The 24,719-nt window shown below is 43.3% G+C and carries 18 protein-coding genes; 13 read left to right on the forward strand and 5 right to left on the reverse strand.

Translation table 11 applies throughout. The features are described 5' to 3' along the window. The first annotated feature begins 5 nt into the window (after positions 1-5). From ACMA1I_RS01275 to ACMA1I_RS01310, 8 genes are all read left to right on the forward strand, one after another. Complete coding sequence (locus ACMA1I_RS01275; protein ID WP_337066419.1) at positions 6-1,454, forward strand: SusD/RagB family nutrient-binding outer membrane lipoprotein; 1,449 nt, start codon at positions 6-8, stop codon at positions 1,452-1,454. Positions 1,455-2,645: 1,191 nt separating this feature from the next. Beyond that, positions 2,646-5,759: a SusC/RagA family TonB-linked outer membrane protein gene (locus ACMA1I_RS01280; protein WP_337066420.1), complete on the forward strand. Its 3,114-nt coding sequence runs from the start codon at positions 2,646-2,648 to the stop codon at positions 5,757-5,759. A gap of 14 nt (positions 5,760-5,773) precedes the next feature. Next, complete coding sequence (locus ACMA1I_RS01285; RefSeq protein WP_337066421.1) at positions 5,774-7,243, forward strand: SusD/RagB family nutrient-binding outer membrane lipoprotein; 1,470 nt, start codon at positions 5,774-5,776, stop codon at positions 7,241-7,243. Positions 7,244-7,268: 25 nt separating this feature from the next. Next, a complete protein-coding gene (locus tag ACMA1I_RS01290; protein WP_337066422.1) occupies positions 7,269-7,793 on the forward strand; it encodes a hypothetical protein in 525 nt (174 codons plus the stop codon). Positions 7,794-8,416: 623 nt separating this feature from the next. Then, positions 8,417-11,566 (forward strand): SusC/RagA family TonB-linked outer membrane protein, encoded by a 3,150-nt coding sequence (locus ACMA1I_RS01295; protein WP_337066423.1) that lies wholly within the window; start codon positions 8,417-8,419, stop codon positions 11,564-11,566. Positions 11,567-11,584: 18 nt separating this feature from the next. Beyond that, on the forward strand, positions 11,585-13,051 hold the full coding sequence (locus ACMA1I_RS01300; protein ID WP_337066424.1) for a SusD/RagB family nutrient-binding outer membrane lipoprotein: 1,467 nt from the start codon (positions 11,585-11,587) through the stop codon (positions 13,049-13,051). 27 nt (positions 13,052-13,078) lie between these two features. Beyond that, positions 13,079-13,780 carry an immunoglobulin-like domain-containing protein gene (locus ACMA1I_RS01305; protein WP_337066425.1) on the forward strand — a complete coding sequence of 234 codons (702 nt, stop codon included), beginning with the start codon at positions 13,079-13,081 and terminating at the stop codon, positions 13,778-13,780. Between the two features lie 40 nt (positions 13,781-13,820). Then, positions 13,821-14,321 (forward strand): lipid-binding protein, encoded by a 501-nt coding sequence (locus ACMA1I_RS01310; RefSeq protein ID WP_337066426.1) that lies wholly within the window; start codon positions 13,821-13,823, stop codon positions 14,319-14,321. Between the two features lie 434 nt (positions 14,322-14,755). Here ACMA1I_RS01310 and ACMA1I_RS01315 read toward each other — a convergent pair whose 3' ends face one another. Next, a complete protein-coding gene (locus tag ACMA1I_RS01315) occupies positions 14,756-15,571 on the reverse strand; it encodes a phosphatase PAP2 family protein (RefSeq protein WP_337066428.1) in 816 nt (271 codons plus the stop codon). A gap of 379 nt (positions 15,572-15,950) precedes the next feature. On the opposite strand from ACMA1I_RS01315, the gene metK reads away from it, so the two are divergent. Continuing rightward, complete coding sequence (gene metK, locus ACMA1I_RS01320; RefSeq protein ID WP_337066429.1) at positions 15,951-17,204, forward strand: methionine adenosyltransferase; 1,254 nt, start codon at positions 15,951-15,953, stop codon at positions 17,202-17,204. 179 nt (positions 17,205-17,383) lie between these two features. Here metK and hpf read toward each other — a convergent pair whose 3' ends face one another. The 4 genes from hpf to ACMA1I_RS01340 all read right to left on the reverse strand — a co-directional run bounded on the left by hpf (position 17,384) and on the right by ACMA1I_RS01340 (position 20,147). Then, positions 17,384-17,683, reverse strand: coding sequence for a ribosome hibernation-promoting factor, HPF/YfiA family (gene hpf / locus ACMA1I_RS01325; protein ID WP_337066430.1), 300 nt, complete (start codon positions 17,681-17,683; stop codon positions 17,384-17,386). 24 nt (positions 17,684-17,707) lie between these two features. Further along, positions 17,708-18,586 carry a tyrosine-type recombinase/integrase gene (locus ACMA1I_RS01330; protein WP_337066431.1) on the reverse strand — a complete coding sequence of 293 codons (879 nt, stop codon included), beginning with the start codon at positions 18,584-18,586 and terminating at the stop codon, positions 17,708-17,710. Between the two features lie 60 nt (positions 18,587-18,646). Beyond that, a complete protein-coding gene (gene rpsU, locus ACMA1I_RS01335; RefSeq protein WP_147923065.1) occupies positions 18,647-18,841 on the reverse strand; it encodes a 30S ribosomal protein S21 in 195 nt (64 codons plus the stop codon). A gap of 166 nt (positions 18,842-19,007) precedes the next feature. Then, positions 19,008-20,147 carry an acyl-CoA dehydrogenase family protein gene (locus tag ACMA1I_RS01340; protein ID WP_337066432.1) on the reverse strand — a complete coding sequence of 380 codons (1,140 nt, stop codon included), beginning with the start codon at positions 20,145-20,147 and terminating at the stop codon, positions 19,008-19,010. Between the two features lie 538 nt (positions 20,148-20,685). Here ACMA1I_RS01340 and ACMA1I_RS01345 point away from each other — a divergent pair. The 4 genes from ACMA1I_RS01345 (at position 20,686) to ACMA1I_RS01360 (ending at position 24,696) form a co-directional block, all read left to right on the forward strand. Then, positions 20,686-21,429 carry a tyrosine-protein phosphatase gene (locus ACMA1I_RS01345; RefSeq protein WP_337066433.1) on the forward strand — a complete coding sequence of 248 codons (744 nt, stop codon included), beginning with the start codon at positions 20,686-20,688 and terminating at the stop codon, positions 21,427-21,429. Positions 21,430-21,450: 21 nt separating this feature from the next. Then, the gene (locus ACMA1I_RS01350) at positions 21,451-22,446 is read left to right on the forward strand and encodes an NAD-dependent epimerase/dehydratase family protein (protein WP_337066434.1); all 996 of its coding nucleotides are present in this window, start codon (positions 21,451-21,453) and stop codon (positions 22,444-22,446) included. A gap of 66 nt (positions 22,447-22,512) precedes the next feature. Then, positions 22,513-23,910 carry a tetratricopeptide repeat protein gene (locus ACMA1I_RS01355; RefSeq protein ID WP_337066435.1) on the forward strand — a complete coding sequence of 466 codons (1,398 nt, stop codon included), beginning with the start codon at positions 22,513-22,515 and terminating at the stop codon, positions 23,908-23,910. A 6-nt stretch (positions 23,911-23,916) separates the two neighbouring features. Then, the gene (locus ACMA1I_RS01360) at positions 23,917-24,696 is read left to right on the forward strand and encodes a phosphosulfolactate synthase (RefSeq protein ID WP_337066436.1); all 780 of its coding nucleotides are present in this window, start codon (positions 23,917-23,919) and stop codon (positions 24,694-24,696) included. Positions 24,697-24,719 lie beyond the last annotated feature (23 nt).

Raw genomic sequence — 24,719 nt, forward strand, 5'->3', positions numbered from 1 at the left:
AAAAGATGAAGAAAATCCTAATAAGCATATTGTCGCTGGTACTAATGGTATCATGCGTTGATGATCTGGATGATTATAATATTGACCAGAAGCAACCTACAACTGCTCCCCCGGTTACTTTATTTACCGGAGCACTTAAAAACCTGACAGATGTTTTGACAACTCCTAATGTGAATACAAACAACATTCGTTTTTACGTGCAACACTGGACGTCAACTCAGTACCTTGATGAGCCACGTTATAACATGACTTCCCGACTAATTCCTCAAAACTACTGGCAGGCACTGTACCGCGATGTGTTGGCAGACTTAAGAGAGTCGAAAAGATTAGTGCAGGAAACTGAGGTAATTCCTACCTATCCACAGGAAATGAAGGACAATCAGTTGGCACAGATTGAAATAATGGAAGTGTATACCTGGTCTGTGCTGGTAAATTCGTTTGGAGATGTGCCTTATTCTGAAGCCCTCGATCCGACTAACTCTTTGCCTGCGTACGATGATGCCCAGACCATTTACAACGATCTGATGGTTCGCCTGAACATGGCCTTAGGTATGATAGACACTGAGGCTGCAGGTTTTGGAACTGGCGATGTGCTTTATTCAGGTTCAATGGATAAATGGTCGAAATTCGGCAATTCCTTAAAACTTAAATTGGGCATGGTACTGGCTGATGTTGACCCAACACAGGCAAAGGCTTTGGTAGAGTCTGCTGCACCTCTTGTGTTCACCAGTAACGACGATAATGCCAGATTCCCTTACTTACCCTCAACGCCTAACAACAACCCTATTTCTTCGAATGTAAAAGGGCCGCTTACAACCAGGGAAGATTTTGTAGCTGCGAACACACTCGTAAATGCTATGAATGAGCGGAACGACCCAAGAAGACCGCATTACTTCTCACAAGTGAATGGGCAGTTTATTGGTGGAGAGTATGGTTTCCCAAATACTTACACTTCTTTCTCTACAGTAAGTCCTAAAATTGCTGCGCTTGATTTCGAGGCGTTGTTACTGGATTATTCAGAAGTAGAGTTTTTATTGGCAGAGGCTGTTGAAAGAGGGTACACAGTGCCAGGCGGAAGCGCAGCAGATCATTACAACAAAGCTGTTACTGCCTCTATTGAGTATTGGGGTGGAACCACTGCCGAAGCAACAGCGTATCTGGCGCAGCCAAGTGTAAATTATGCATCGGCTCCTGGTGACTGGAAGATGAAAATCGGTACGCAGAAGTGGATTGCCTTATACAACCGCGGGTATGATGCCTGGTTAGAATGGAGAAGACTAGATGCTCCAACTTTATTGCCACCGGCTGTAGAAGGTGCTGGCACCTTGAGTATACCTACTCGACTAATCTACCCTATAAACGAAGGTACGCTAAACGGCCCTAATCGCGAAGCTGCCGCAGCAGCTATAGGGGGGGATGATCGGACGACTCGTCTCTTCTGGGATGTGCAGTAACATAACCTAGTAACATCTATTTAAAAGCCACCGGTAACCGGTGGCTTTTTTTTGCCCAGCAAGCAAATAAGCTGGTTGCCTCATTTCGGCTAACTTCCTTTATAGTATGACTGTTTTAGATCGTGTTACAATCAGGTTTTTTTAAAACATAGTTTGATCAGGAAGCTTATGTGAGGAGCAGGGCTCGAAAGGCTATCATAGATGTTTTTTCTAGCTATATCAACTATATGCATAAAAGCTAAGGCGGTTTAACAGCTGCAGTTGTATTAGTTGCAGCTGTTTTTAAAATAGATTATATTTTTTAGAAATTCTGAAATGATCAGAGACTGGTACTGCGGCTGGTGCATAACACAAAGCATGCTGACCTTACAATGCGAAAACTGATTATAAATTACAAGAGATTTTAGTTTGCTGATGTTGCTAGCGGAATAGCATGCTAATGGATCTACAGTTTTTGACACTAACACCTTTATTTGCTAAATAAGCATGTTTTATATTTATATAATTATAAATGTGATTTATAGGGCACAAATAAAAGTATTGTGTATAGACTATTAGCAGAGTTTTGAGTGATCCACGAAAAATGGTCTTTATCAAAAATGGCCCTAGAAATAAAGGGTGGTATGGACCCTGTTATCAACAATTCTCTGTATGAGGGTGTTAAAATATAATGTAAAACAGTTATAACTTGTTGATTAAACAATTTTTCACTCTTAAAATAGGTGCCGACATCATCAACCTTAGTATATTTGATGCAAATGCTACTTGTGCTAATAGTGGAATAATTTTATTACTGTTAACGAAGTTATAAACCTCAACATTGTGCTATGTATTATTTCGTGGCTTGAGGTGGGATTGCACTGATTTTTAACAATTTTTTATATTTTGGTTCGGTCTGATTGTCAACGCTTTACAATTTCTTAATATATAACCCTTTTTTCCCTCTCTAATTAGATCTAAAGTAAGCGATTCGTTTCAGTATAAAATTATATTATTTTAGAAGTAAAAATGAAATAACAAACGTTAGTTATTTAGGAATTGCTTAAAAATTAACGTTTGTATTTGAAAATTTTTGAATTTTCAGTCTGTGACAAAAAAATTATTAATAAGTTTTTAAATTGGTTATTGCTTTATATATTTGAAAAATAAACTATCCTATCTTAAACATTTTACAATCTAAACAACTCAAGTATGAAGAAGAGTATACTACTCAATTTCATTTTTGTGTTTGCGCTTGTCGTTCAGGCGTTTGCACAGGGTCGGACAGTTACAGGTACTGTAACTGATCAGGCCACGGGGCAGGGACTTCCCGGTGTCTCCATTCAAGTAAAGGGTACGACGACAGGTACTGCTACTGACATTGATGGCAATTTTTCTGTTGCTGTGCCTTCAGAGAATCCTACTCTTATTTTCCGTGCTATTGGTTACCGATCAGTAGAGCGTGCGGTTGGTGATGCTTCTACTGTATCTGTTGTACTTTCTGTAAACGCAGAGCAGCTGAATGAAGTAGTAGTGACAGCACAAGGTATTGAAAGAGATATACGCTCGTTAGGTTATGCCACACAAAGCGTACAAGGAGATGCTGTTGCACAGCGTTCTGAGCCAAACGTTCTTAATACCCTGCAAGGTAAAGTAGCAGGTGTTAACATCACTAGCTCATCTGGTGCTCCTGGTGCTTCTACTAACATCAACATCCGTGGTATCACTTCTTTCAATGGTAGCAATCAGCCACTCATTGTAGTAGACGGTATTATCTTTAGCAACGATGTAGACAATTCGCAGAACACTCTGTTTGGTTCGCAGCCATCTAGCCGTCTTTCTGATATCAGCCCTGAAAGCATTGAGTCTATCAACATTCTGAAAGGACCTGCTGCATCAGTACTATATGGTTCAAGAGCATCTGCCGGTGTAATTGTAATCACAACCAAGAGCGGCAGAGGTATGAAAGGTAAAACAGAAGTTACTTTCAACTCATCTGTTAACTTTCAGAACATTGCTTTCTTGCCAGAACTTCAGAACCAGTACGGCCAGGGAACTCAGAATAACTACGTAAATAACTCTACGAATTCTTGGGGTCCACGTTTTGGAACTCCTGGTTTAGAAAATGTAACTACAGTTTGGGGAGAGTCGGTGCCTTATCAGGCTTACCCAAATAACATTAAAGATTTCTTCCAAACAGGTAAACTTCTTCAAAATTCACTTAACATAGCTGGTGGTGACGAGAACAACAACTTTGCCACCTCTCTTTCCAGCACATTGCAGGAAGGTGTTGTTCGTGAAAGCGGTTTCGACAGACACAGTGTACAAGTAGGAGGTAACTCTAAACTGAACAATGGTATTAAAGTTGGTGGTACTGTTACGTATGTGAAGACATCGCAAAAAGGTGCTACTATGGGTAATGGAGGTAGTGCATTTGGTCAGATTACCCGTGTGCCAAGGAGCTTCAACTTAATGGGTATGGATCACCTAGATGAATTTGGTAGAAGCGTTTACTTTTTAGATGGGCAAAATCACCCACTTTGGAGTCTAGAGAATGAGTTCTTTGAAAGCAATGTTGACCGTGTATTTGGTAATCTTTCTATAGGATATGATTTTACAGATTGGTTGAATGTAAGCTACCGTGTAACTGCTGATACATACACTGACACAAGACGTCAGGTGTTAAGAATAGGCTCTGCAAGAGCCCCACAAGGCCAAATCGATCAAGACTTAAGAACAAGATCAGAACTTAATGGTGACTTACTCATCACTGCTCGTAAAAACGACATCTTTACAGAAGGACTAAATGCTAGCTTATTGCTTGGCCAAAATATCAACCAGCGATCTAACAAAGAGTCTGGCGTAGTTGCAGAATCTTTAACTGTTCCTGGTGGTTTTGATAACGTAAGCAGCGGCCGTGTATTCAATAACTCTTATGAGGAAAATTTCAGAAGAAGACTGATAGGACATTACGGACAGTTATCGTTAGACTATAGATCTTACTTGTTCTTGGAACTTTCTGCCCGTGTTGACCAGTCTTCTACTTTACCTGCAGCTAATAATGCCTATTTCTACCCATCTGCTGCGTTAAGCTTTGTGCCTACAGAAGCTTTCAATATTGAATCAGACATTCTTTCTTATGCTAAAGTTAGAGGTAACATAGCGCGCGTTGGTCGTGATGCAGACCCTTATTTATTGCAAACATTCTACACTCGTTCAACCTTTGGTAATAACTTAGCTAGTATCAACTTCCCTATTTCTGTAGGAGGAACAAGTATCCCTGGTTTCCAAGTTGATTCTAGAATAGGTACAATGAACCTAAAGCCTGAATTTGTAACTTCTTATGAAGCAGGTTTAAACTTAGGTTTCTTCAACAACCGTGTTGGTGTAGACTTTACCTACTTTAATGCTACCAGTACAAGTCAAATTTTTAACGTAGCTATTTCAAATGCATCTGGTTTCGATACCAGAACTACCAATATTGGCGAGATGAGAAACAGAGGTATTGAGCTTCAGTTATCAGGTACGCCAATCAGAACAAGTGACTTTGAGTGGGATATTATGGTAAACTTTACACGTATCCGAAACAAGGTACTTTCTATTTCTCCTGGTGTTGACAACTCTACTATTACTGGTAACTCATTTATTGGTATTGCTCCTTCTATCGCAGTAGGTTACCCTTACGGTGTGGTTATTGGTACTGCTAATGCCAGAAATGATGCTGGAGAACTTTTGGTAAATGGTTTGACCGGTGCCTTTGTACCTGGTGTAGCGGGTCAAGTTATATCTAACCCACAAAAAGATTATGTTGCAGGTATTACAAACACTTTTAGCTACAAAGGGATTAATTTGTCTGCTCTGTTTGATATAAATAAAGGTGGCCAGATCTACTCTTTCTCTCAAGTAGATTTACGACAAGGTGGTCATGCTGAAAGAACCGGTGTTGATCGCGATCAGCCACGTATTTTACCTGGTGTTATTGCCAATGCTGACGGGACTTACCGCCCTAATAACATCCAGGTTTCTTCTCAAGCTTACTGGACTAACTTAGGTGGCCTTGCTTCTGAAGGTGCTGTATTTGATGCTACCGCTTACAGATTAAGAGAAGTTTCTTTATCTTATTCTCTGCCAGCTAACTTGTTAACTAAAACTCCATTTGGTGGTGTTACTCTGGGTGTAAGCGGAAGAAACTTATTACTATATGCTCCAGGTTTCCCTTCAGATCCTGAGATCAACACTCAAGGTGCCGGTAACATCCAGGGTATGGACATGAACGGTATACCAACAACTAAAAATTACGGTATTAACCTTCGCGTAACATTTTAATTAAAAGGACCTATATGAAATTTTCATTGATAAATAAAAATATATTAGTCGGGGTAACACTTGCTCTTTCGGCATCATTAGTCTCTTGCAAAGACTTCTTGGATATCAACGAAACTCCGAATTCTCCTCTAGCAGTTCCTCCTACTACACTGCTTCCAACTGGTTTGGCTGGATCAGCATTTGCTAATGCAAACGAGTTGAACCGTTTTACAAGTGCCATTATGAGTGTAACAGCAGGAGTACTTGGGAGTCCAGCAACTTATGACATTTATAATACTAATGGAGCTGATTTTGGTAACCAATGGCGTTTTGAAATCTATGGCGGCGCTTTAGTAAATTACAATGAATTAATTAAAGCAGCCGAATTGGAGGGCTCTCCTGCCTATATAGGGATAGCTAAAATCATGAAGGCTTATACCTACTCTATAGCTACTGATGTTTGGGGTGATGTTCCTTATTCTGAAGCCTTGCAAGGAGATGCCAATACCCAGCCTGCTTTAGACTCACAGCGTGATATTTACTTAGGAAATGAAGCGGAAGGAATTCAAAGCTTGTTTGATTTGGTTAAAGAAGGTTTAGCTGATCTGGAGCTGGAAAGTGCTACTAAACCAGGAACAGATGATCTAGTGTATGGTGGCAATATGGATTACTGGAAACGCGCTGGAAATACGCTATTGCTTAAACTTGCAATGCAAATAAGCAGAGTTGAACCAAATGTTGCTAAACAAGTTATTTCTGATGTAATCGAAGGAGGAAGTTACATTGTGAGCAACGAACAGAACTTAGCTGTGAAATTTGGTGGTCAAGTAGGTAGTCAGAATCCTATCCACACTTACACTAATGTGTCTTCATTTCGTAATGATCAAATGATCAGTACCCGCTTTCGTACGCTGCTTCAAGATATGAAAGATCCACGAGACACATTGTTTATTACACGACCTACTGGGGAATTTGTAACAATTGATAATGGTTTCAGAGGTACAGCTCCTGCTGCTGCTAACCGATCAAAGTTTGGAACATTCGTAACAGGTGGTGACGGATCAGCACCTGTACGCTTACTAACTAACTGGCAGCGTGCTTTCATTTTAGCTGAAGCTGCAATCCGTTTAGGAACTGCCGGTGATGCTCAAGCACTTTATGAAGAAGGTATCAGAGCATCAATGGCTGCTGCTGGTGTTACTACAGCTAATATAGACGCTTATTTTACAGCTAACCCAACTGTTGTAACATTGGCAGGAACTGATGAGGAAAAAATTGCTCAGATTATTACTCAGAAGTACATATCCATGGTAGGAAATGGTGTTGAACAGTGGAACGACTGGAGAAGAACCGGTTATCCAACGCTTGCGCCTCACCAAAACGCAGTTGGTATAGATGGTACCAGACCAGTTAGAGCACAGTATATCGACCAGGAAGTGGCCCGTAACCCGAACTTCCCAGATAATATATACTCTAATGTTCGAGTATGGTGGGATATTGATTAATTATAACTAATAATTAAAGAAAAAGATGAAAAATATCATAATCATATTAATGCTTTTAGCCACTGTTACGCTATCTTCTTGCGATAAAGAATACGGTGTGTTTAACAGCGATAATAGACCTGCAGTGCCTATAACTTTTCCTGGTGCAACTACTTACGGGTTTAACCCTTATATCACGCATTCTATATCAGGAGGTGGAAATATTACTTTCACACTTTCTATTCCAGAAAACAGTGGTAGAACAATCAGAGAGATTACGAAAGTAGTAGGAGGTGCAACTGCTATTAACGCTGGTACTGTAAACAATGCAGTAGTTGGTGGCACTGGTGCTACTGCTGCCTATAACACTGCTGCAATTCCTGGAAACGGAACTACAGCTACGTTTACAACTACACTGGAAGAGTTTGCTGCTAAGACAGGTGAAGCTGCTAAAACAGATGCAAATAAACTAATTAAGCCAGCTGGCGAACTTGCTTTCATGTTCCTGGTAACGCTGGATAATGGTGAAACGATCATACCAGTACAGGTTAGAGCTAGACTAGTGCAATAGTTTGCTTTAGTTATTACAAAGTAAAAAAGGCTGCCCCTAAAGGGCAGCCTTTTTTACTTTGTAATAAGTTTTCCTTGCTTCAGAAGTAGGTTATCAGGCGCCTTAAGTTCTAACTATAGAATATATTATCTTGTAACTAATTGTTATAGGTTGTCATATAATTATTATATACATTACTTATCTGATAAACTTTACGTATATTATCTAAGTTATAAATTATTTAAGTATTTCTGGCTTCTAGGTATAAACCAGAAAGGTATTTTCTCGTAAAGCAGATTTTCACCTCCCGCTACTAGTCTATTACTGATATCCCAAGTCGCCTTTGCCTGAGTTAAATAATTCCGTATTTATCAGATAAACCAGGCAAAGTGAGTTTTTGTAGAGATCATAATGCTGATGTACTCACTGCAGTTCTAATTTAGGTAAATAAAACATGTTCGCATGTCCATTACTTAGGAAGCAATCTTAATTCTTGTCTCCCGCTCATTTTAATACCGTGTTCGGACCTAAAGCGCCAATAGTGTAATGGCTTTAATAAAAGCTTTTTAAAATTGCCTACTGCTATTGGAGAATTTCCTATCCTTAATTCAAAATACTATACTTTTTTATCTATATGTACTAATATGAAGAAGAGTGTACTGCTCAATTTCATTTTTGTGTTTGCGCTTGTCGTTCAGGTGTTTGCACAAAGTCGAACAATTACCGGAACTGTAACGGATCAGGCTACAAGGCAAGGCCTTCCAGGAGTATCTGTTCAAGTTAAAGGGACTACAATTGGAACCGCTGCCGACATAGATGGCAACTTTTCTCTAAGTGTTCCTCCGGAGGGATCTGTACTGGTTTTCCGGGCTATAGGCTACCAGGTATTGGAGCAGGCAATAGGAGATGCCTCGGTGGTAAATGTAAGCCTCATAGTAGATGCAGAACAGTTGCAGGAGGTTGTGGTTACAGCGCTTGGCCGCAGGGAAGAAGAACGAACTCTTGGATATGCTACGCAGCAAATAAATTCTGAATTGCTAACTCAAGGGCGTGATAGAAGTGCCTTAAATGCATTGCAAGGCAAAGTTGCCGGAGTAAACATCCAAAGCCAGGGTGGAGGGCCAGGTTCCTCTACTCGTGTTGTTATTCGTGGTGCTAAGTCAATTTCGCAAAACAACCAGGCTCTGTTTGTTATAGATGGAATTCCTATTGATAATAGCTCTCCCAACAGTACGCCCGGTGTTGGTGATAACCTTAACAATGGGGTCGATGCCGGTAACCGCGCCAATGATATTAATCCAGATGACATTGAATCAATTAATATTCTAAAAGGACCGGCAGCCGCTGCGCTTTATGGTGCCCGGGCTGCCAACGGAGTAATTATGATTACTACCAAATCCGGAAGGAATACTAACAGAAAGGCGGAGGTCAGCTTTGTATCGTCTTATCTGATTGAAGACGTGCTCCGGTATCCTGCCTTTCAGAACCAATACGGACAAGGATTTTTTGGTGGGCCAGATCTGTTGGAAAACACCAGTTGGGGACCACGATTCAATGGCCAGCTATTGCCATGGGGGCAGGTAGTTAACAATCAGCAAAAAGTTAAGCCTTATGTGGCATTGCCGGATAATATAAAAGAGTTTTTTGATTATGGTTCTAACTCAACCAATAGTTTGTCTTTATCAGGTGGTGGCGAGAAGGCAACCTATTATGCTTCTTATTCTAATACGCAGCAAAAGGGCATTGTGCCTGGTACAAAGTATAACCGTAACACGCTTGCCTTTAGAGGTTCTGCTACTTTGGCTAACAACTTTACTTCTGCTGTCTCTATAACCTACACAAAATCTAATGGCGACTTTGCCATGACAGGCCAGGGAAATTCAGTATTTAACCAGATTGTTCAGACGCCGCGCGACATTCCGGTTCGGGAGCTAGAGGACTTAACAAGTCCATTTAACGATGAAGAAGGCTTTTACTCCCCTTATACCATAAACCCTTATTGGGCTGTAAGAAACCAGACGTACAAAAACGATGTAGATCGCATGTTTGGGAATGTTACATTAGGTTACAAAGTAAATAACAACTTAAACCTGACTTACCGTATAGGTACCGATTTCTTTACTGACCGCCGCAAGCAGTTCTTGGCTATTCGGGATGTAGTGGGGCAGAATGCATCTACGCGGGATAACGGTATGTATACAGAGAGGCAGATCTATAACCGGGAAACAAACTCTGACCTGATGATTTCTTATAGCCGGGATCTAACAGAGAATCTAAGTTTGGAGGTATTAGTTGGGAATAACATAAACCAGAGGTCTGGAGATGATTTATTTGCACAGGCAGATGCGCTGGCGAATAACCAGTACCAGTCGCTAAGCAATATTGTTGGAACACCACTGGTAACCAGTACCCGAGAAATGCGCAGGTTAGTGGGGGTGTATGGCTCTGCTAAGTTTGGCTATGGAAACTATGTTTGGTTAGAGTTCACCGGCCGTAACGATTGGTCGTCCACACTTCCAATAGGTAACAATAGCTTCTTTTACCCATCCATAAACCTGGCATTTGATGCCGCTTCAGCTTTGAATTTAAATGAATCTACTCCTATAAATTTTGCTAAGCTTCGGGCTAACTATGCCAATGTAGGTAATGATGCCCTGCCTTACAGTACGCGGTCTGTTTTCGTGTCTGGTAATATTTCAGATGGTTTTGGCGGTACAGATCTGAACTTCCCGTTTGCCGGTATACCAGGTTTTGAGGTAAGCAATGTGATAGGAAACTCCCAGCTAAAACCAGAGAACACTAGTTCCTGGGAGATTGGAGCAGATTTGCGGCTTTTCAACGAGCGCGTAAGAATAGATGCTGCCTACTACGATTCTAAGTCTACAGACCAGATTATAAATGTACCTCTTTCTTTTGCAACAGGGTATGGGTCTGCTTTTCTGAATGCAGCAACTGTTAGAAACAAAGGGATAGAACTATTGGTAGGAGGCATGATCATTGAAACAAGCGACTTCTCCTGGGATTTAAGTGTAAACTATACTAAGAATAAGAACGTGGTAGAGGATGTGTATGGCGGTAATGAAATTTCGTTGGGAGGTTTAATTGCTGCATCGCTCATGATCACAGAAGGTATGCCGTATGGCATGTTTAAAGCAGACGACATTAGGCGAGATCCACAGGGGCGGATTGTAGTAAATGAAACAACAGGCAGACCACGCGTGGCAGATGAACCTACCTACCAGGGCAGCATTCAACCAGATTGGCAAGGGGGGCTTGTAAATACGATGACCTACAAAGGGATTAGGCTTTCTGTAGTTTTGGATACACGCCAGGGAGGAAAAATATATTCCCGCACACGCGCCACTCAACGTTTTGCAGGTACTGCTCCTGAAACACTGTACAACGACCGCCAGCCATTTATTATTCCGAACTCTGTGGTACAGGTAGGAACAACAGGAGAGTACATAGAGAATACCACACCAATTACCAACGACAACCTCTACGATTATTGGGGAAACCTGCCGGAGGGGTCGAACATCATTGATGCCTCTTTTACAAAGCTGCGGGAAGTAAGCTTATCTTATAAGCTGCCTGCTGCCATAACTGAAAAAACCTTTTTCGGCAATATAGAGCTGGGTGTATCTGGCCGTAACCTGATGCTGTGGACTCCTGAAGAGAATACTTATATCGATCCGGAAGTGAGCAACTTTGGCAATGGTAACCTGCAAGGCTATGATTATAGCGGTACGCCTTCTACTCGTTCCTGGGGTGCTAACATCAGAGTCACTTTTTAAGACAATCGAATCAAAATCATGAAAAGTAAAAGATATATACTGGCTACTGTATTAACAGTTTTTCTAAGCCTCACGTCTTGTGACAATTTTCTGGATATAAATGATGACCCCAACAACCCTCCTTCATCTACACCTGCACTAACGCTGCCAGCCGCGCAAGGTGAAGTTGCCTATATCTTGGGGAACCAGTTTCAGTTCCTGGGCAATTTTTTCGCGCAGCACTGGACGCAGGCCGGAGGTGCAAACCAATACTGCGACTTGGAGCTGTATCAGATGACAACTTCAGACTACGACACGCGCGTGTGGGCGGAACTGTACGCGGGGGCACTTAACGACTTTAGATATATTGCTGATCAGGGCGAAGAGGGAAATAGTCCGAATTATGCTGCCATAGGCCAGATCATGCAGGCCTATACTTTTCAGGTAATAACAGATGCCTGGGGCGATGTACCGTTTACGTCAGCGCTCGAAGGCATACAGAACCTGAACCCTGAGTACCAGACGCAGGAAGAAATTTATAATAGCCTGATTCCATTGCTCGATGAAGCCATTGCTAAAATTGATAATAACGCTCCTACTCCAGGGAGCGATGACCTGGTATTTGGCGGCAACATGGACCGTTGGAGAAGGTTTGCCAACACCCTAAAACTCAAAATATTTATCCGGCAAACCTATGTGAGGCCTTCTGTGGCCAGTGCAGGCATACAGGCAATGTATGCAGCAGGTGCTGAGTTTCTTGGAATGGGAGAAACAGCGGCTGTTGCGTTTGTGAATCAGACGCAGAACAGAAATCCATTCTTTCAGACACAGGTCACTTTTAGAGGGGGCGTAGACGTGGTAGCCAGTAATACCGCCCTTAATTATCTGCAAACAACTGGCGATCCAAGACTCGACAATTTTTATGCGCCGGCACAGACAGGTACAAATGCAGGCACTTTTGTAGGTTTTGATCAGGGCGTGGAATGTACGCCAGCCAGGACCGGTGCTCAATCGAACACTGTTTCTAAACCGGGGCCTGCTGTTGCAAGTGCCACCACAGCTGTTCCTTTTATTACGGCAGCTGAAAGCTATTTTCTGCAGGCAGAGGCCGCAGCCCGGGGCTGGACAAACGGAACCGGTAATGCAAGCGAATTGTATGCACAAGGTATTAGAGCCTCTTTTAATTATTTAGGCGAAAACGTTGCCGGAGTAGATGCCTTGCTGCAGAACCAAAGCGTAGCCTACCCTGTAGGTGCACCTGTGGAGGAGCAGGTAGATCGGATAATTACTCAGAAATGGTTGTCGTTTAATGGTACGCAAGGGTTCGAAGCCTGGACAGAATATAGAAGAACAGGATATCCAAGTTTTATAGAACTATCAGCGGCAGCTTCAGAAAACGTGATTCCAAAACGGATACTTTATCCGAACACAGAATCTATCCGAAACCAAAGCTACCCGGGCCTGAAGGAAATTTCAGTTCCGGTTTGGTGGGATGTTAAAGACTAATGTTAAACTCTTTCTGTCTGTAAAAACATGAAATACGAAAATAAAATAATAGTATCGGCTCTGGTGCTATTGTCCTGTTTCTCCTTGTTGGGTTGCGACAAAGATGATGACACAGCAAATATTTCCTTTATTACATCCTATCCAGACTTCGAGATGACAGGTGGGACAGTTTTTTTGGTGAAAGGCGAAGAATACGTTGAACCCGGCGTAGTGGCAAGCGAGGGTGGTGAAAATATTCCTGTTACGACTTCTGTTGTTGGAAGCCCCTATATTGATCCTGCCCAAACTGATCCGTCTCTGGTAAGCTATACAAACTCCATAGATACGAATGTGCCAGGTATATATATTATTACTTACTCGGCTACAAACTCAGATAATTTCTCAGCAAGCACCTCCCGTACTGTATTTGTGTTAGACGCTGCTCCGGATCCTTCTGTTGATCTTTCCGGCCACTACACGAGTGGTACTTCTCCTGCGTCTGATATCACCAAAATTGGCGATGGTGTTTTTTATGCGACCAATTTTTGGGGAGGAGGCAGTACCGTGGTACTGGACGGGTATATTCTCACTTCTGATGGCATAAATTTAAATGTGCCAATGCAAGAGAGCCTGGTGCCGATATACGGGTACGGTACGCGCCTGGCAGATGGCACCCTGGATTTGCGCATGACGAGGCCAACTTTTTCACCTCCTCTTATCGATCAGGTAAAAGTCTGGGAAAAAGAATAAGTACAGTGGAGGCATCAATTGCAACATTAAATCCTGACATATGAAAATCAAGAATTTACTTATACTCCCTATATTACTCTCCGTCGGTTTTCTGGCCGCTTGCGACGACGACGATGATCCAAAAGTGGAATACACCTCTACCTACCCGGTTTCTGGCGACTGGACAGTAACGTATAAAGTAGAAACCAGTCCCGGTGTTTTTGAAGATATCTTTGATATTGGCGAAACAGAACTGTTAATTTATAATACTGCAGAAAACAATGGGCAGCAAATCTGGATAGATGATCATGGTAATTTCTGGACCTTTAAGGTGAAAGCAAATGTAGATATGGCAAGCCTGACCTTCTCAGGTAATGAATTAATTAATCAGGAATATGCCTCACAAGTAACAATTGCTGACGGCAAGGTGATGAAGGACGCCACTATGGTTAGTGGAGCAAGAACTGATAGCATTTACTTTAAGGTCTCGTTCAGCGACGACGAAGAACCCTATGGTACCATTTATCATGTGTCCGGCCACCGAGGTACAGGTTTTGAATAACTCGGCTATGCCAGAGCAGGAATTATGGGTTTAACTTTTCCTAATGGTTCCTTCTCTGGCTACTGGTTAATTGCTAACATAGATACCTTGTTGGCAATAAATCCTAATTATTCTAATGAAAATGGCCTTCCGGAGGCATTTATGGGAATCAAGAACCAAGGTCTCCTACTAATAGCTTGCATTCTAAACTAAAACCCTATGCCTTAGGGAGGCCTTTGTTAAATGTATCATAGTTGCCTCTCAGGCATAATTCCGGTAAGCGCTACATATTCTTTAGGCATTCATTAGGCCTCAAGGTTCTGCAGCGGAGGCTTATTAGATGCCTGCATAATACACCCAGTTTAAGAAACATCCAGAGGAAAAATAGTCTATAATGCCTCCCGAAAGCTATTTTTATTAGAATAATTTATTCTATTCATGTACTGGTAGATCCGTTAGAACCTGTAGCCCAAGGCTGCTCCGTCGTAGCGGTACCCCATAAAGTTGCCCATAACAGGAGCAATGGACAATCCCATCTTGTTGGTTTTCTTGTGAAGTTGAGGAACCAGGATACCTGCTGCTGCACCCAATGTATATCCTATTATGTTATCGCTCAGGAAGTGTTTGCCTGCTCTTAAGCGCAGGTAGCCTACAGTAGCAGGCACAGCAGCAGCTGCAGCCCAAACATAAGGTCTTGCAGGCGAATCGGGGTTAAAGTCATGGAATATCTTGGCAAAGAAGAAGCTAGCACTGGCAGAAGCAGCTGTATGACCTGCATAAAAGGAGTTTCTGGAGTTAGCCCGCATCTTCTCCGCCATATCTACATCGGCACTGTAAATCATAGGGCGGGTACGAGGGTTTAAGCCGTTTGTCATGGTAAACAGTGCGCCAGTTACGGCCATAGTTTCTACATACAAGGCGAATACCTGGCCAGCATTGCTCCTGATATTATCGTTCATTACCCATAGAAAAGGCATGGCGAACGACGTATAAAAAGGTATGTCGCTTAAAGTTTTAGCCTGCTCAGAGTCCCATCCAGCCGAAAACCGGTCAAAGCTGTTCACATCGTTTCGGTTTAGCTGGCCTATTTGTTCCTGCGTTAAGCCTGCTTTATCCTGCATTAGAGTTAAGCCATAATAACTAAGGCCCATGCCAACAGCCGTAACAGGTCCGTCTACTTTCCAGTTGGTTTTATAAGGTGAGTTATCCTGTGCCTGAAGAGAGAAACCACATGTTAATAGTAATAAGAGTAGAAGTATGTTCAATTTCATGATAATGTCATATATATAGTGAATTTAACGTTTGTGGAACGTGTAAAGAATAAAAAAGTTTATAGAAGAAGTCTTGGGAGGAATGCTAATGCTTGAATTACAGAGGTAAGGTGTTATGAACCAAGAGACAGGTGTGATGAAAGCACAATAATAAGAGAACTGAAGAGGTGCGACAAGAAGGCATAGCATCTTTTATCTGTTAGATTAGTATGAGTAGATAGTTAAAAGATAAAGGCAGAATATTTAATAAGAATCTTAGTAAGATAATAGGAATGACTATGACTATAAAATGTTTAAAGTCTGCTTTAATTGTTATAGCTTTGCATATCCTGCGAAGTGAGAACCTTGTAGTTGTTTAACAGTTTTAAATTATTTGATAATGCCATATTTATTTACTTCTGAGTCCGTATCAGAAGGACACCCAGATAAGGTAGCTGACCAGATATCAGATGCCTTAATTGATAACTTTTTGGCTTGGGATTCTGATTCCAAAGTAGCCTGTGAAACACTGGTTACAACTGGTCAGGTAATTTTGGCAGGCGAGGTAAAATCTAAAACCTACCTGGATGTGCAGCGCATTGCGCGCGACGTAATCAGGAAGATTGGTTATACCAAGTCGGAATATATGTTCGAAGCAAACTCATGCGGTGTGTTATCTGCTATTCATGAGCAATCGGCAGACATAAACCAAGGTGTGGATCGTGTGAACAAGCAGGAGCAGGGTGCCGGTGACCAAGGCATGATGTTTGGCTATGCCACCAGCGAAACCGACAATTACATGCCGTTGGCGCTTGACCTGGCTCATAAAATTTTAATTGAGCTGGCTGCCATTCGTCGTGAAGCTACTCAGATTGATTATCTTCGCCCCGATGCCAAATCACAGGTTACTATCGAGTACAGTGATGATCATAAGCCCATCCGCATCGATTCTATTGTGGTATCTACGCAGCACGACGACTTCGACACAGAGGAAGCCATGCAGCAAAAAATACAGCGCGATATTGTTGAAGTACTGATACCAAGAGTGAAGAGCCAGCTGAAAGAGGAACTGCAGGCGCTCTTTACTGACAAAATAACCTATCACATTAATCCGACTGGCAAGTTCGTAATAGGTGGCCCGCACGGCGATACAGGCTTGACCGGTCGTAAAATTATTGTAGATACCTACGGTGGTAAAGGTGCACATGGTGGTGGTGCTTTCTCAGGCAAAGATCCATCAAAAGTAGACCGCTCGGCCGCATATGCAACACGCCATATTGCAAAAAACATGGTGGCAGCAGGAGTAGCTGACGAGGTGCTGGTGCAGGTTTCTTACGCCATTGGTGTGAAAGACCCAATGGGCATTTACGTAAACACCTATGGCACAGCTAAAGTAGATCTTTCAGATGGTGAAATAGCGAAGTTGATAGGAGAGGTATTTGACATGACGCCTTATGGTATAGAAACACGCCTGAAGCTACGGAATCCTATTTATTCTGAAACAGCAGCTTATGGCCACATGGGCCGTAAGAATGAAACTGTCACCAAAGTGTTTGAAGGGGCAAACGGAGAGAAAAAGGAAGTGGAGGTAGAGTTGTTTACTTGGGAAAGCCTTGACTTTGTAGACAAGATCAAAGACGCTTTTAGACTGTAATATAATCCTTTTAATAAAAAAGCCCTTCCTGGAGAGAAAATGATCGTTTTCAGCTCCGGAAGGGCTTTTTCATTAGAAAAATTGGTTTCAGAATATTAGAAGAGAAGTTTTATCTACCATAAAAACAGCGAGGCTGCCCTTTCTTGGGCAGCCTCGCTGTTTTTATGGATTTACAGCTCTTAGTGAGCCAATTGCTTTTCTTTGAATTTTTTGAGTTGGCGACGCATGGCATCTACAGCGGCATCAGCGGCAGCCTCGAAAGACGGCGCATTCTCTTGCGAGAAAAGGGTGCTGCCTGGTACAAAAAGTTTAATTTCTACGGTCTTCGTATCGCTACCGTCTGTATTATTATGCTTCAGAAACACTTCACCTTCCACAATGCGGTCGTAAAACGTTTCTAGTTTATTTACTTTCTGTGTCACAAATTCGGTAAGCTGAATGTCAGCATCGAAATGGATGGAATGCATCTGTAGCTTCATAGTTATAAAAATTAAAAGTTTAACTTATGCCTTTGGGTGAGCTTTCTCGAAAATTGATTTAAGCTTTTCTATAGAATTATGTGTATACACCTGCGTGGCCGCAAGGCTGGCATGCCCTAATAAATCCTTTATCGCATTGAGGTCAGCACCCTTGTTTAAAAGATGCGTGGCAAAGGAGTGCCTGAGCACATGTGGGCTATTATGTTCTGAGGTAGTGATCAAGCTAATGTATTTCTTTACAACACGATAAATAAACTTCGGATATAAAGGCCGTGCTTTAGATGTAACGAGCAGTTTTTCGGAATTGTTATCCGGGATGGCGCTTTTCTTCGCCGCCAAATATAGTTCTATAGTAGTATGAAGCGAGTCGTTGATCGGGATAATCCGCTCTTTATTGCCCTTGCCAAGCACCCGCACCGTGCGGGCATGCAAGTTTACATCTTGGTGTTCAATTCCGATTAGTTCAGCCAAACGCATGCCGGTGCCATACAGAAATTCCAGGATCAGCTTGTCGCGATGTCCTTCAAAACTGTCTTCAAACTCAAATGTATCCAGTAGGTTGTTAAATGGTTGTTCCGGCACAAAGCCAGGCAATTTTTTCGAAGCCTTGGGGGCTTTTATGCGGAGCATGGGATTTACCTGTATGCGCTGCTGCGACAACAGAAATCTGTAATAGGAGCGAAGGCAGGCTATTTTGCGGTTAATTGAGCGTGCCTCCAGGTGCTTTTGCACTAGCGAGAGGAGCCATGACCTTATGATGGCATGATCAGCCTCGGCCGCATCAGTAATCTGATACACCTCTTGCAGGTATTCTGCAAATTGGCCAAGGTCTGTATGGTAAGAGGTAAGCGTATGAGGGCTGTAACGCTTCTCATACTGCAGGTATTTGAAAAATAAATCCATAAATTAGTGCGCTGGGCAGTACACTAATTTATGGAAAAATATCTATAGTACCAGTAAAGACTAGTAGTTATCTTGAGCGAAAAGTGTTTGCTTGTATTTAGCTCTTTCTTTCTGCTTTCTCTTGGAAACAGACGGCTTCTCAAAGAAAGTTCTAGCTCTCAGTTCTTTAAGAACACCAGTTCTTTCAAATTTCTTCTTAAATCTTTTTAAAGCGCGGTCTACCGACTCGTTGTCTTTTACGTTTACAATAATCATATTTTTTTATTTCTTCTTCAGATATTAGGGTTGCAAATTTACGCAAGGTTTTACTTAAAAATCAATAGATTGGCAAAATATTTTAGCCTACCTATACAATTTAATCCTTACACTAGGCTAATTGGCCTAATAGCAACTTTATTCAGACGGTTTTTTACTAATTTGGTTACTTCAGAATGGCTCTGGCTATAACAAGTTTCTGTATTTCGCTGGTTCCTTCGCCTATGGTGCACAACTTTGCATCGCGGTAAAACTTTTCGGCCGGATAATCTTTGGTAAAACCGTAGCCTCCAAAAATTTGCAGCGCTTCGTTGGCTGCACGCACTGCCACCTCCGAGGCATAGTATTTGGCCATTGCCGATTGCTTATTTACATCGAGCCCCCGGTTTTTCATGTCGGCGGCCTGGTAAGTTAGCAACGAGGCTGCCTCAATTTCGGTAGCCATGTCGGCTAGCTTAAATGAAATACCCTGAAACGACGAAATAGGTTTGTTAAACTGCTGTCGCTCCTGCGAGTAAGCCAGCGCCGCCTCACAAGCTCCCTGCGCAATGCCAAGCGACAAGGCCGCAATGGATATACGGCCACCATCCAATACTTTCATGGCTTGTATAAAGCCCTCTCCTACGTTTCCAAGCACCTGGTCCTGGTGCACACGGCAGTCCTGAAAAACAAGCTCTGTGGTTTCGGAGGCGCGCATGCCCATTTTGTCTTCTTTGCGGCCTGCGCTAAAGCCGGGAGTGCCTTTTTCAATTATGAAGGCGGTCATGCCCCGCGAGTCGCCAGTTTCGCCAGTACGCACGATCACAACAGCTACCTGCCCCGATTTTCCGTGTGTAATAAAGTTTTTAGCCCCATTAAGTACCCAGTAGTCTCCATCCTGCACAGCCACCGTGCGCATGTTGCCGGCATCTGAGCCCGTGTTGGGCTCGGTCAGGCCCCAGGCACCAATCCACTCGGCACTGGCAAGCTTAGGCAAGTACTTTTGTTTCTGAGCTTCGTTGGCAAACTGCAGGATGTGGCCGGTGCAGAGAGAGTTGTGGGCTGCCATGGAGAGGCCAATGGAGCCATCTATTTTAGAAAGCTCAGCAATGGCCGTTACGTACTCCAGGTAACCGAAGCCGGAGCCGCCGTACTCGGTAGGTACCAGTACCCCCATCAGCCCCAGTTCTCCAAGCTGTTTAAAAACGTCTACCGGAAACTCCTGGCTCTCGTCCCACTGGCGCATGTAAGGCCGTATGTGTTTGGTGCCAAAGTCCCGGATCATGTCAGCGATCATCCGCTGATTTTCTGTAGTCGATAGTTCCATTTGATCTGATGTAGTTTAAGTGTAGAGGCAGAATGAGCGTGTGCCTGCAATTTATTTCTGGACTATACATTTTTATGGCCAAACCGTGCCGCAGAAACATTTTTGGAACAACTTTAGCAGTCAGAAATAAAATACAACCAAGCCCTGGTCGCGTATATAACGGCAAGGTGCTCAGGCTTGTTTAGCCGTTTTAAAAATTAACGTAAACTGCTTCATCTTGTAGTAAGTATAGAGGATATTAAAAGAATTAGTCCTTTATATTACTGGTGGGCTTAAGGACTGCGAATAGATTTTGCTTATTTTGGCAAAACGTATAATTGCGATATATTACATATATATTTGCGTAATGGTAACAACCTTACAGTAAAGTTTAATTTCGCTTTACAAACAATTTCTTTCTGTTTGAATTTGTGGCGAAACGGCTTTAAAAGACAATGTCTGTATAAAGTTGGATGCTTTTATTGGCCTGCCGGTATGCAATGGTTTTTTGCACCCTTATGTGCAGGTGAAGCTGGTGTTGGTACACTAATATTGTTAGATGATACAGTTTTTAAAAGACTTATTTGGTGCTGCTGTGGAGGAGGCTTCTCTGGCATGCCTTGAAGTGGATATGCATTCCCATATCCTGCCCGGCCTCGACGACGGTGCAGAGAACCTGGAGCAGTCGCTCGAGTTGGTAAGGGCCATGCATGCGCTGGGCTACAGAAAGCTAATCATGACGCCGCACATTATGAGTGACTTTTATAAAAACACACCAGCCGGTATCAGAAAGCAGCTCAAGTTGTTGCAGGATGCCGTGGCCGAAGCTAAAATTGAGATGGAACTTGCCTGTGCCGCAGAACATTATCTGGACGAAGGTTTCATCAAAAAGCTGGAAGCAAAAGAGGAACTTCTTACCTTCGGCGAAAAGTACCTGCTGTTCGAAACATCGTTCCTGAACGAACCTCTTAACCTGAAGGAAGCTGTGTTCCTGATGCGAACACAAGGGTATAAGCCGGTGCTGGCGCACCCGGAAAGATATTCCTATTTTCATGGGAAGTATAACGAGCTGATATCGCTGCGCGAAAAGGGCGTGCTCTTTCAGATTAACATGAACTCGCTGGTAGGGTACTATTCCGGATCAGCCAGAACCATTGCCGAACGGCTGGTAGACGATGGCATGGTAGACTTTTTAGGAACCGATGCACACACCATGAAGCATATTGCTTCTTTGCAGAAAGTATTAAACTGCAAATATATTCATAAAGCGCTGGCTCTGAAGCTGCGTAATAACCAACTGTAAGCACCCCCTGATATTTTGGCTATGACGGTATTTGTGACAGGTGGCAGTGGCCTGCTAGGCAGCTATTTAATTCCGGCGCTGGTGGCGCAGGGGTATGTTGTAAAAGCGCTCTACCGTGGCAGCATACCGGCCATAGCAGGAGGTAGAGACGTTACCTGGCTTGAGGGGGATGTTCTGGACCCTAGCCTGCTGCGTGAGGCGCTGAAAGGCGTGCAGTACGTGTTTCATAGTGCCGGACTGGTATCGTACGCCCCTCAGGATGAAGAACTGCTGAAGCAGGTAAACGTGGAGGGAACCGCTAATATAGTAGATGCCTGCCTGGAAGCTGGTAACATAAAGCTCTGCCACGTTAGCTCCATTGCGGCCATCGGGCGTTCCAAAACTGCTCCGGTGCTCTCAGAAAAAAATAAATGGGATCAGGCGGAAGAGCATTCGGCCTACGCCAGCTCCAAATATTTTGGCGAGCTGGAAGTGTGGCGTGGCGTGGCAGAAGGCCTGAAAGCGGTTGTTGTAAACCCCTCTGTTATACTAGGCCCCGCAGACTGGGGCCGCAGCAGCACCCGGCTGTTTAAATATGTATTCGACGAAAAACCATTTTACACAGTAGGAAGTGCTAATTTTGTGGATGTGCGCGATGTAGTGGACGCCATGATAAAACTGACTTTCTCGGATATTTCGGCAGAAAGATTTATATTAAACGCAGAACAGATGGAGTATAAAACATTCTTTGAGCAGGTGGCGCGCTGCTTCGGTAAGAAGGCTCCATCCCGAAAGGTTATACCTGCCCTGGCAGAGGTAGTTTGGCGACTAGAGCATGCCCTTGCTCTGGTTACCGGCAGGAGGCCCTTGATCACCAAAGATACGGCACGGGTATCGGGCAAAAGCCATTTGTTTAGCAACGAGAAAGTAAGACAAGCCATAGATTTTGAGTTCAGGCCATTGGGGGAGACCATTGCCTGGTGCTGCAGCCAACTGCTTTTGGCTGGTAAGCGCTCTGAAACAGCAGAGGCACTCTAAACTATTTGCTGTCATAAAATGTAATAAGAAAAAGCTGCTTTTAGGGCAGCTTGTTGGATTTTGGAGATGAAAGAAAACTTTGATGAACACAGCGAGGAGCTGGAGCTGATACAACGCTTTGAGCAGATGCTGGGAAGTAGTGAAACTGCTTTTTTCGACCTCAACGACTTTGAATATATAATTGACCATTACACGGCCAATTTCGATTATAAAAAGGCAATTCTTGCCTGTGACTCCGCGCTTGCCCAGTATCCTTTTTCAAACGAGCTACTGATAGACAAAGCGCAGTTGCTGGCTATGTCCGGCAGTTTTGATGAGGCGCTTACGCTTATTGAGCAGGTAGCAGAAGTAGAAATGCAGAACCCCGACGTGTTTCTGACCCGCGGTATCATTTACACCCAGCGTGGCGATTACCGCGATGCCATAGACCAGTTTAAAAAAGCTTTGGCCTTTGCCGAAGACCGCGACGATATCTACTTTAATATTGGCCTTGCTTATCAAACCTGGGGCAAGTTTACCTCGGCCATTAAGTACTATAAAAAGTGTATTGCCCTAAACGTAGAAAATGAGGCGGCTATGCAAGAAGTCGTTTACTGCATGGAGATTACCGGCAGCATGCGCGAAGAGCTTCCTTTTTTTCAGGAGTTTGTAGATGCCGATCCTTACTCGTATGTAGCTTGGTTTAACCTGGGCAATGTGTACAACAAGCTGGCTAACTACGACAAAGCCATTGCCGCCTACGACTACTCCACCATTATAAAGCCCGATTTTATTACGGCTTATAACAACATGGCCAACGCCTATGTGTTTTTGGGGCAGTATACCAAGGCTATTGAGGCTTTTAATGCTATGTTGGAGCACGGCACGCCATCGGCCGAAGTGTACTGCAATATAGGCGAGTGCTACGAAAAGCTGAGCCAGTGGGATTTGTCGCGGAGGTATTACCAGAAATCCATCGACCTGGATCAGACCATGGATGAAGCCTGGTTCGGCATTGGCATTATTCTGGATGCGCAGGGAAAATGGTACGAGGCAGTGCATTTTTTCAGGAAGGCAGTAAACCTCTACGAAGACAGCGTGGACTATTGGGTAGCCCTGGCCGCAGCAGAGTATCATGTAGGGCATGTGGTATCGGCGCTGGAGAGTTATGAGCGCGCCGCCGAAATTCAGCCCGGCGACAAAGACATTTACCTGAACTGGTCTATCATTTTGTTTGAGCAGGGAAATTTCGAAGAGGCCACCGACATTATTTTAAATGCCATAGAACTGCAACCAGACGAAGCAGAGCTATATTATAGGGCTTGCGCCTACATGCTTTCTGCAGGAAAATACAAGGAAGCGTATAATTATTTGGAAAATGGTTTAATTTTGGATTTCAATAAACACAAATTGCTGTTTGAGTTCTTTCCTGAGCTCGAGTCGCAGCGTGCTTTAGCCCGATTAATTGACCAGTACCGCAAATAGAACTAAATGAATTATACCCTTAAAAACGTGCCTCAGCGCGAGCCGAAACCTCGTGAGAGGGGTTTTACCATGGCAATGGACAAAGGCCTGAGCATTCGTGAAGTAGAAGACTTCATAGAAGTAGCCGGCGAGTATGTTGATATTGTAAAACTTGGCTGGGCTACGTCTTACGTAGTGCCTAACCTGCAGAAAAAGCTGGATGTTTTTAAAGCGGCCGGTATTCCTGTTTACTTTGGAGGCACGCTTTTCGAGGCATTTGTTATTCGCAACCAGTTCGACGATTACCGGCGGGTGCTCGACAAATATAACATGACCTTTGCCGAAGTATCGGATGGTTCGTTAGAGATGGATCATGATAAAAAATGTGAGTACATTCGTACGTTGGCCGAGCAGGTAACGGTGCTGTCGGAGGTAGGGTCTAAAGACGATGCCAAGATTATTCCGCCTTACATGTGGATAAACCTGATGCAGAAAGAGCTGGATGCTGGTGCTTGGAAAGTAATTGGCGAAGCCCGCGAAGGTGGCAACGTAGGCCTGTTTCGATCTACAGGTGAGGTAAGAAGCGGTTTAGTAGAGGAAATTCTGACGAAGGTGCCTTTTGAGAAAATACTTTGGGAAGCACCTCAGAAAGCGCAGCAAGTGTGGTTTATTAAACTGCTGGGAACAAACGTGAACCTGGGCAACATCGCACCAAGTGAAGTGGTGCCGCTGGAAACTATCCGCCTTGGTCTGCGTGGCGACACCTTTTCCCAGTTTTTAGATTCAGATACCACCAGCCTGATATAGGAGATTATTATAAAATATCAGTT

This window comes from Pontibacter sp. 13R65 (assembly GCF_047525655.1).
Taxonomy (GTDB): Bacteria; Bacteroidota; Bacteroidia; order Cytophagales; family Hymenobacteraceae; genus Pontibacter.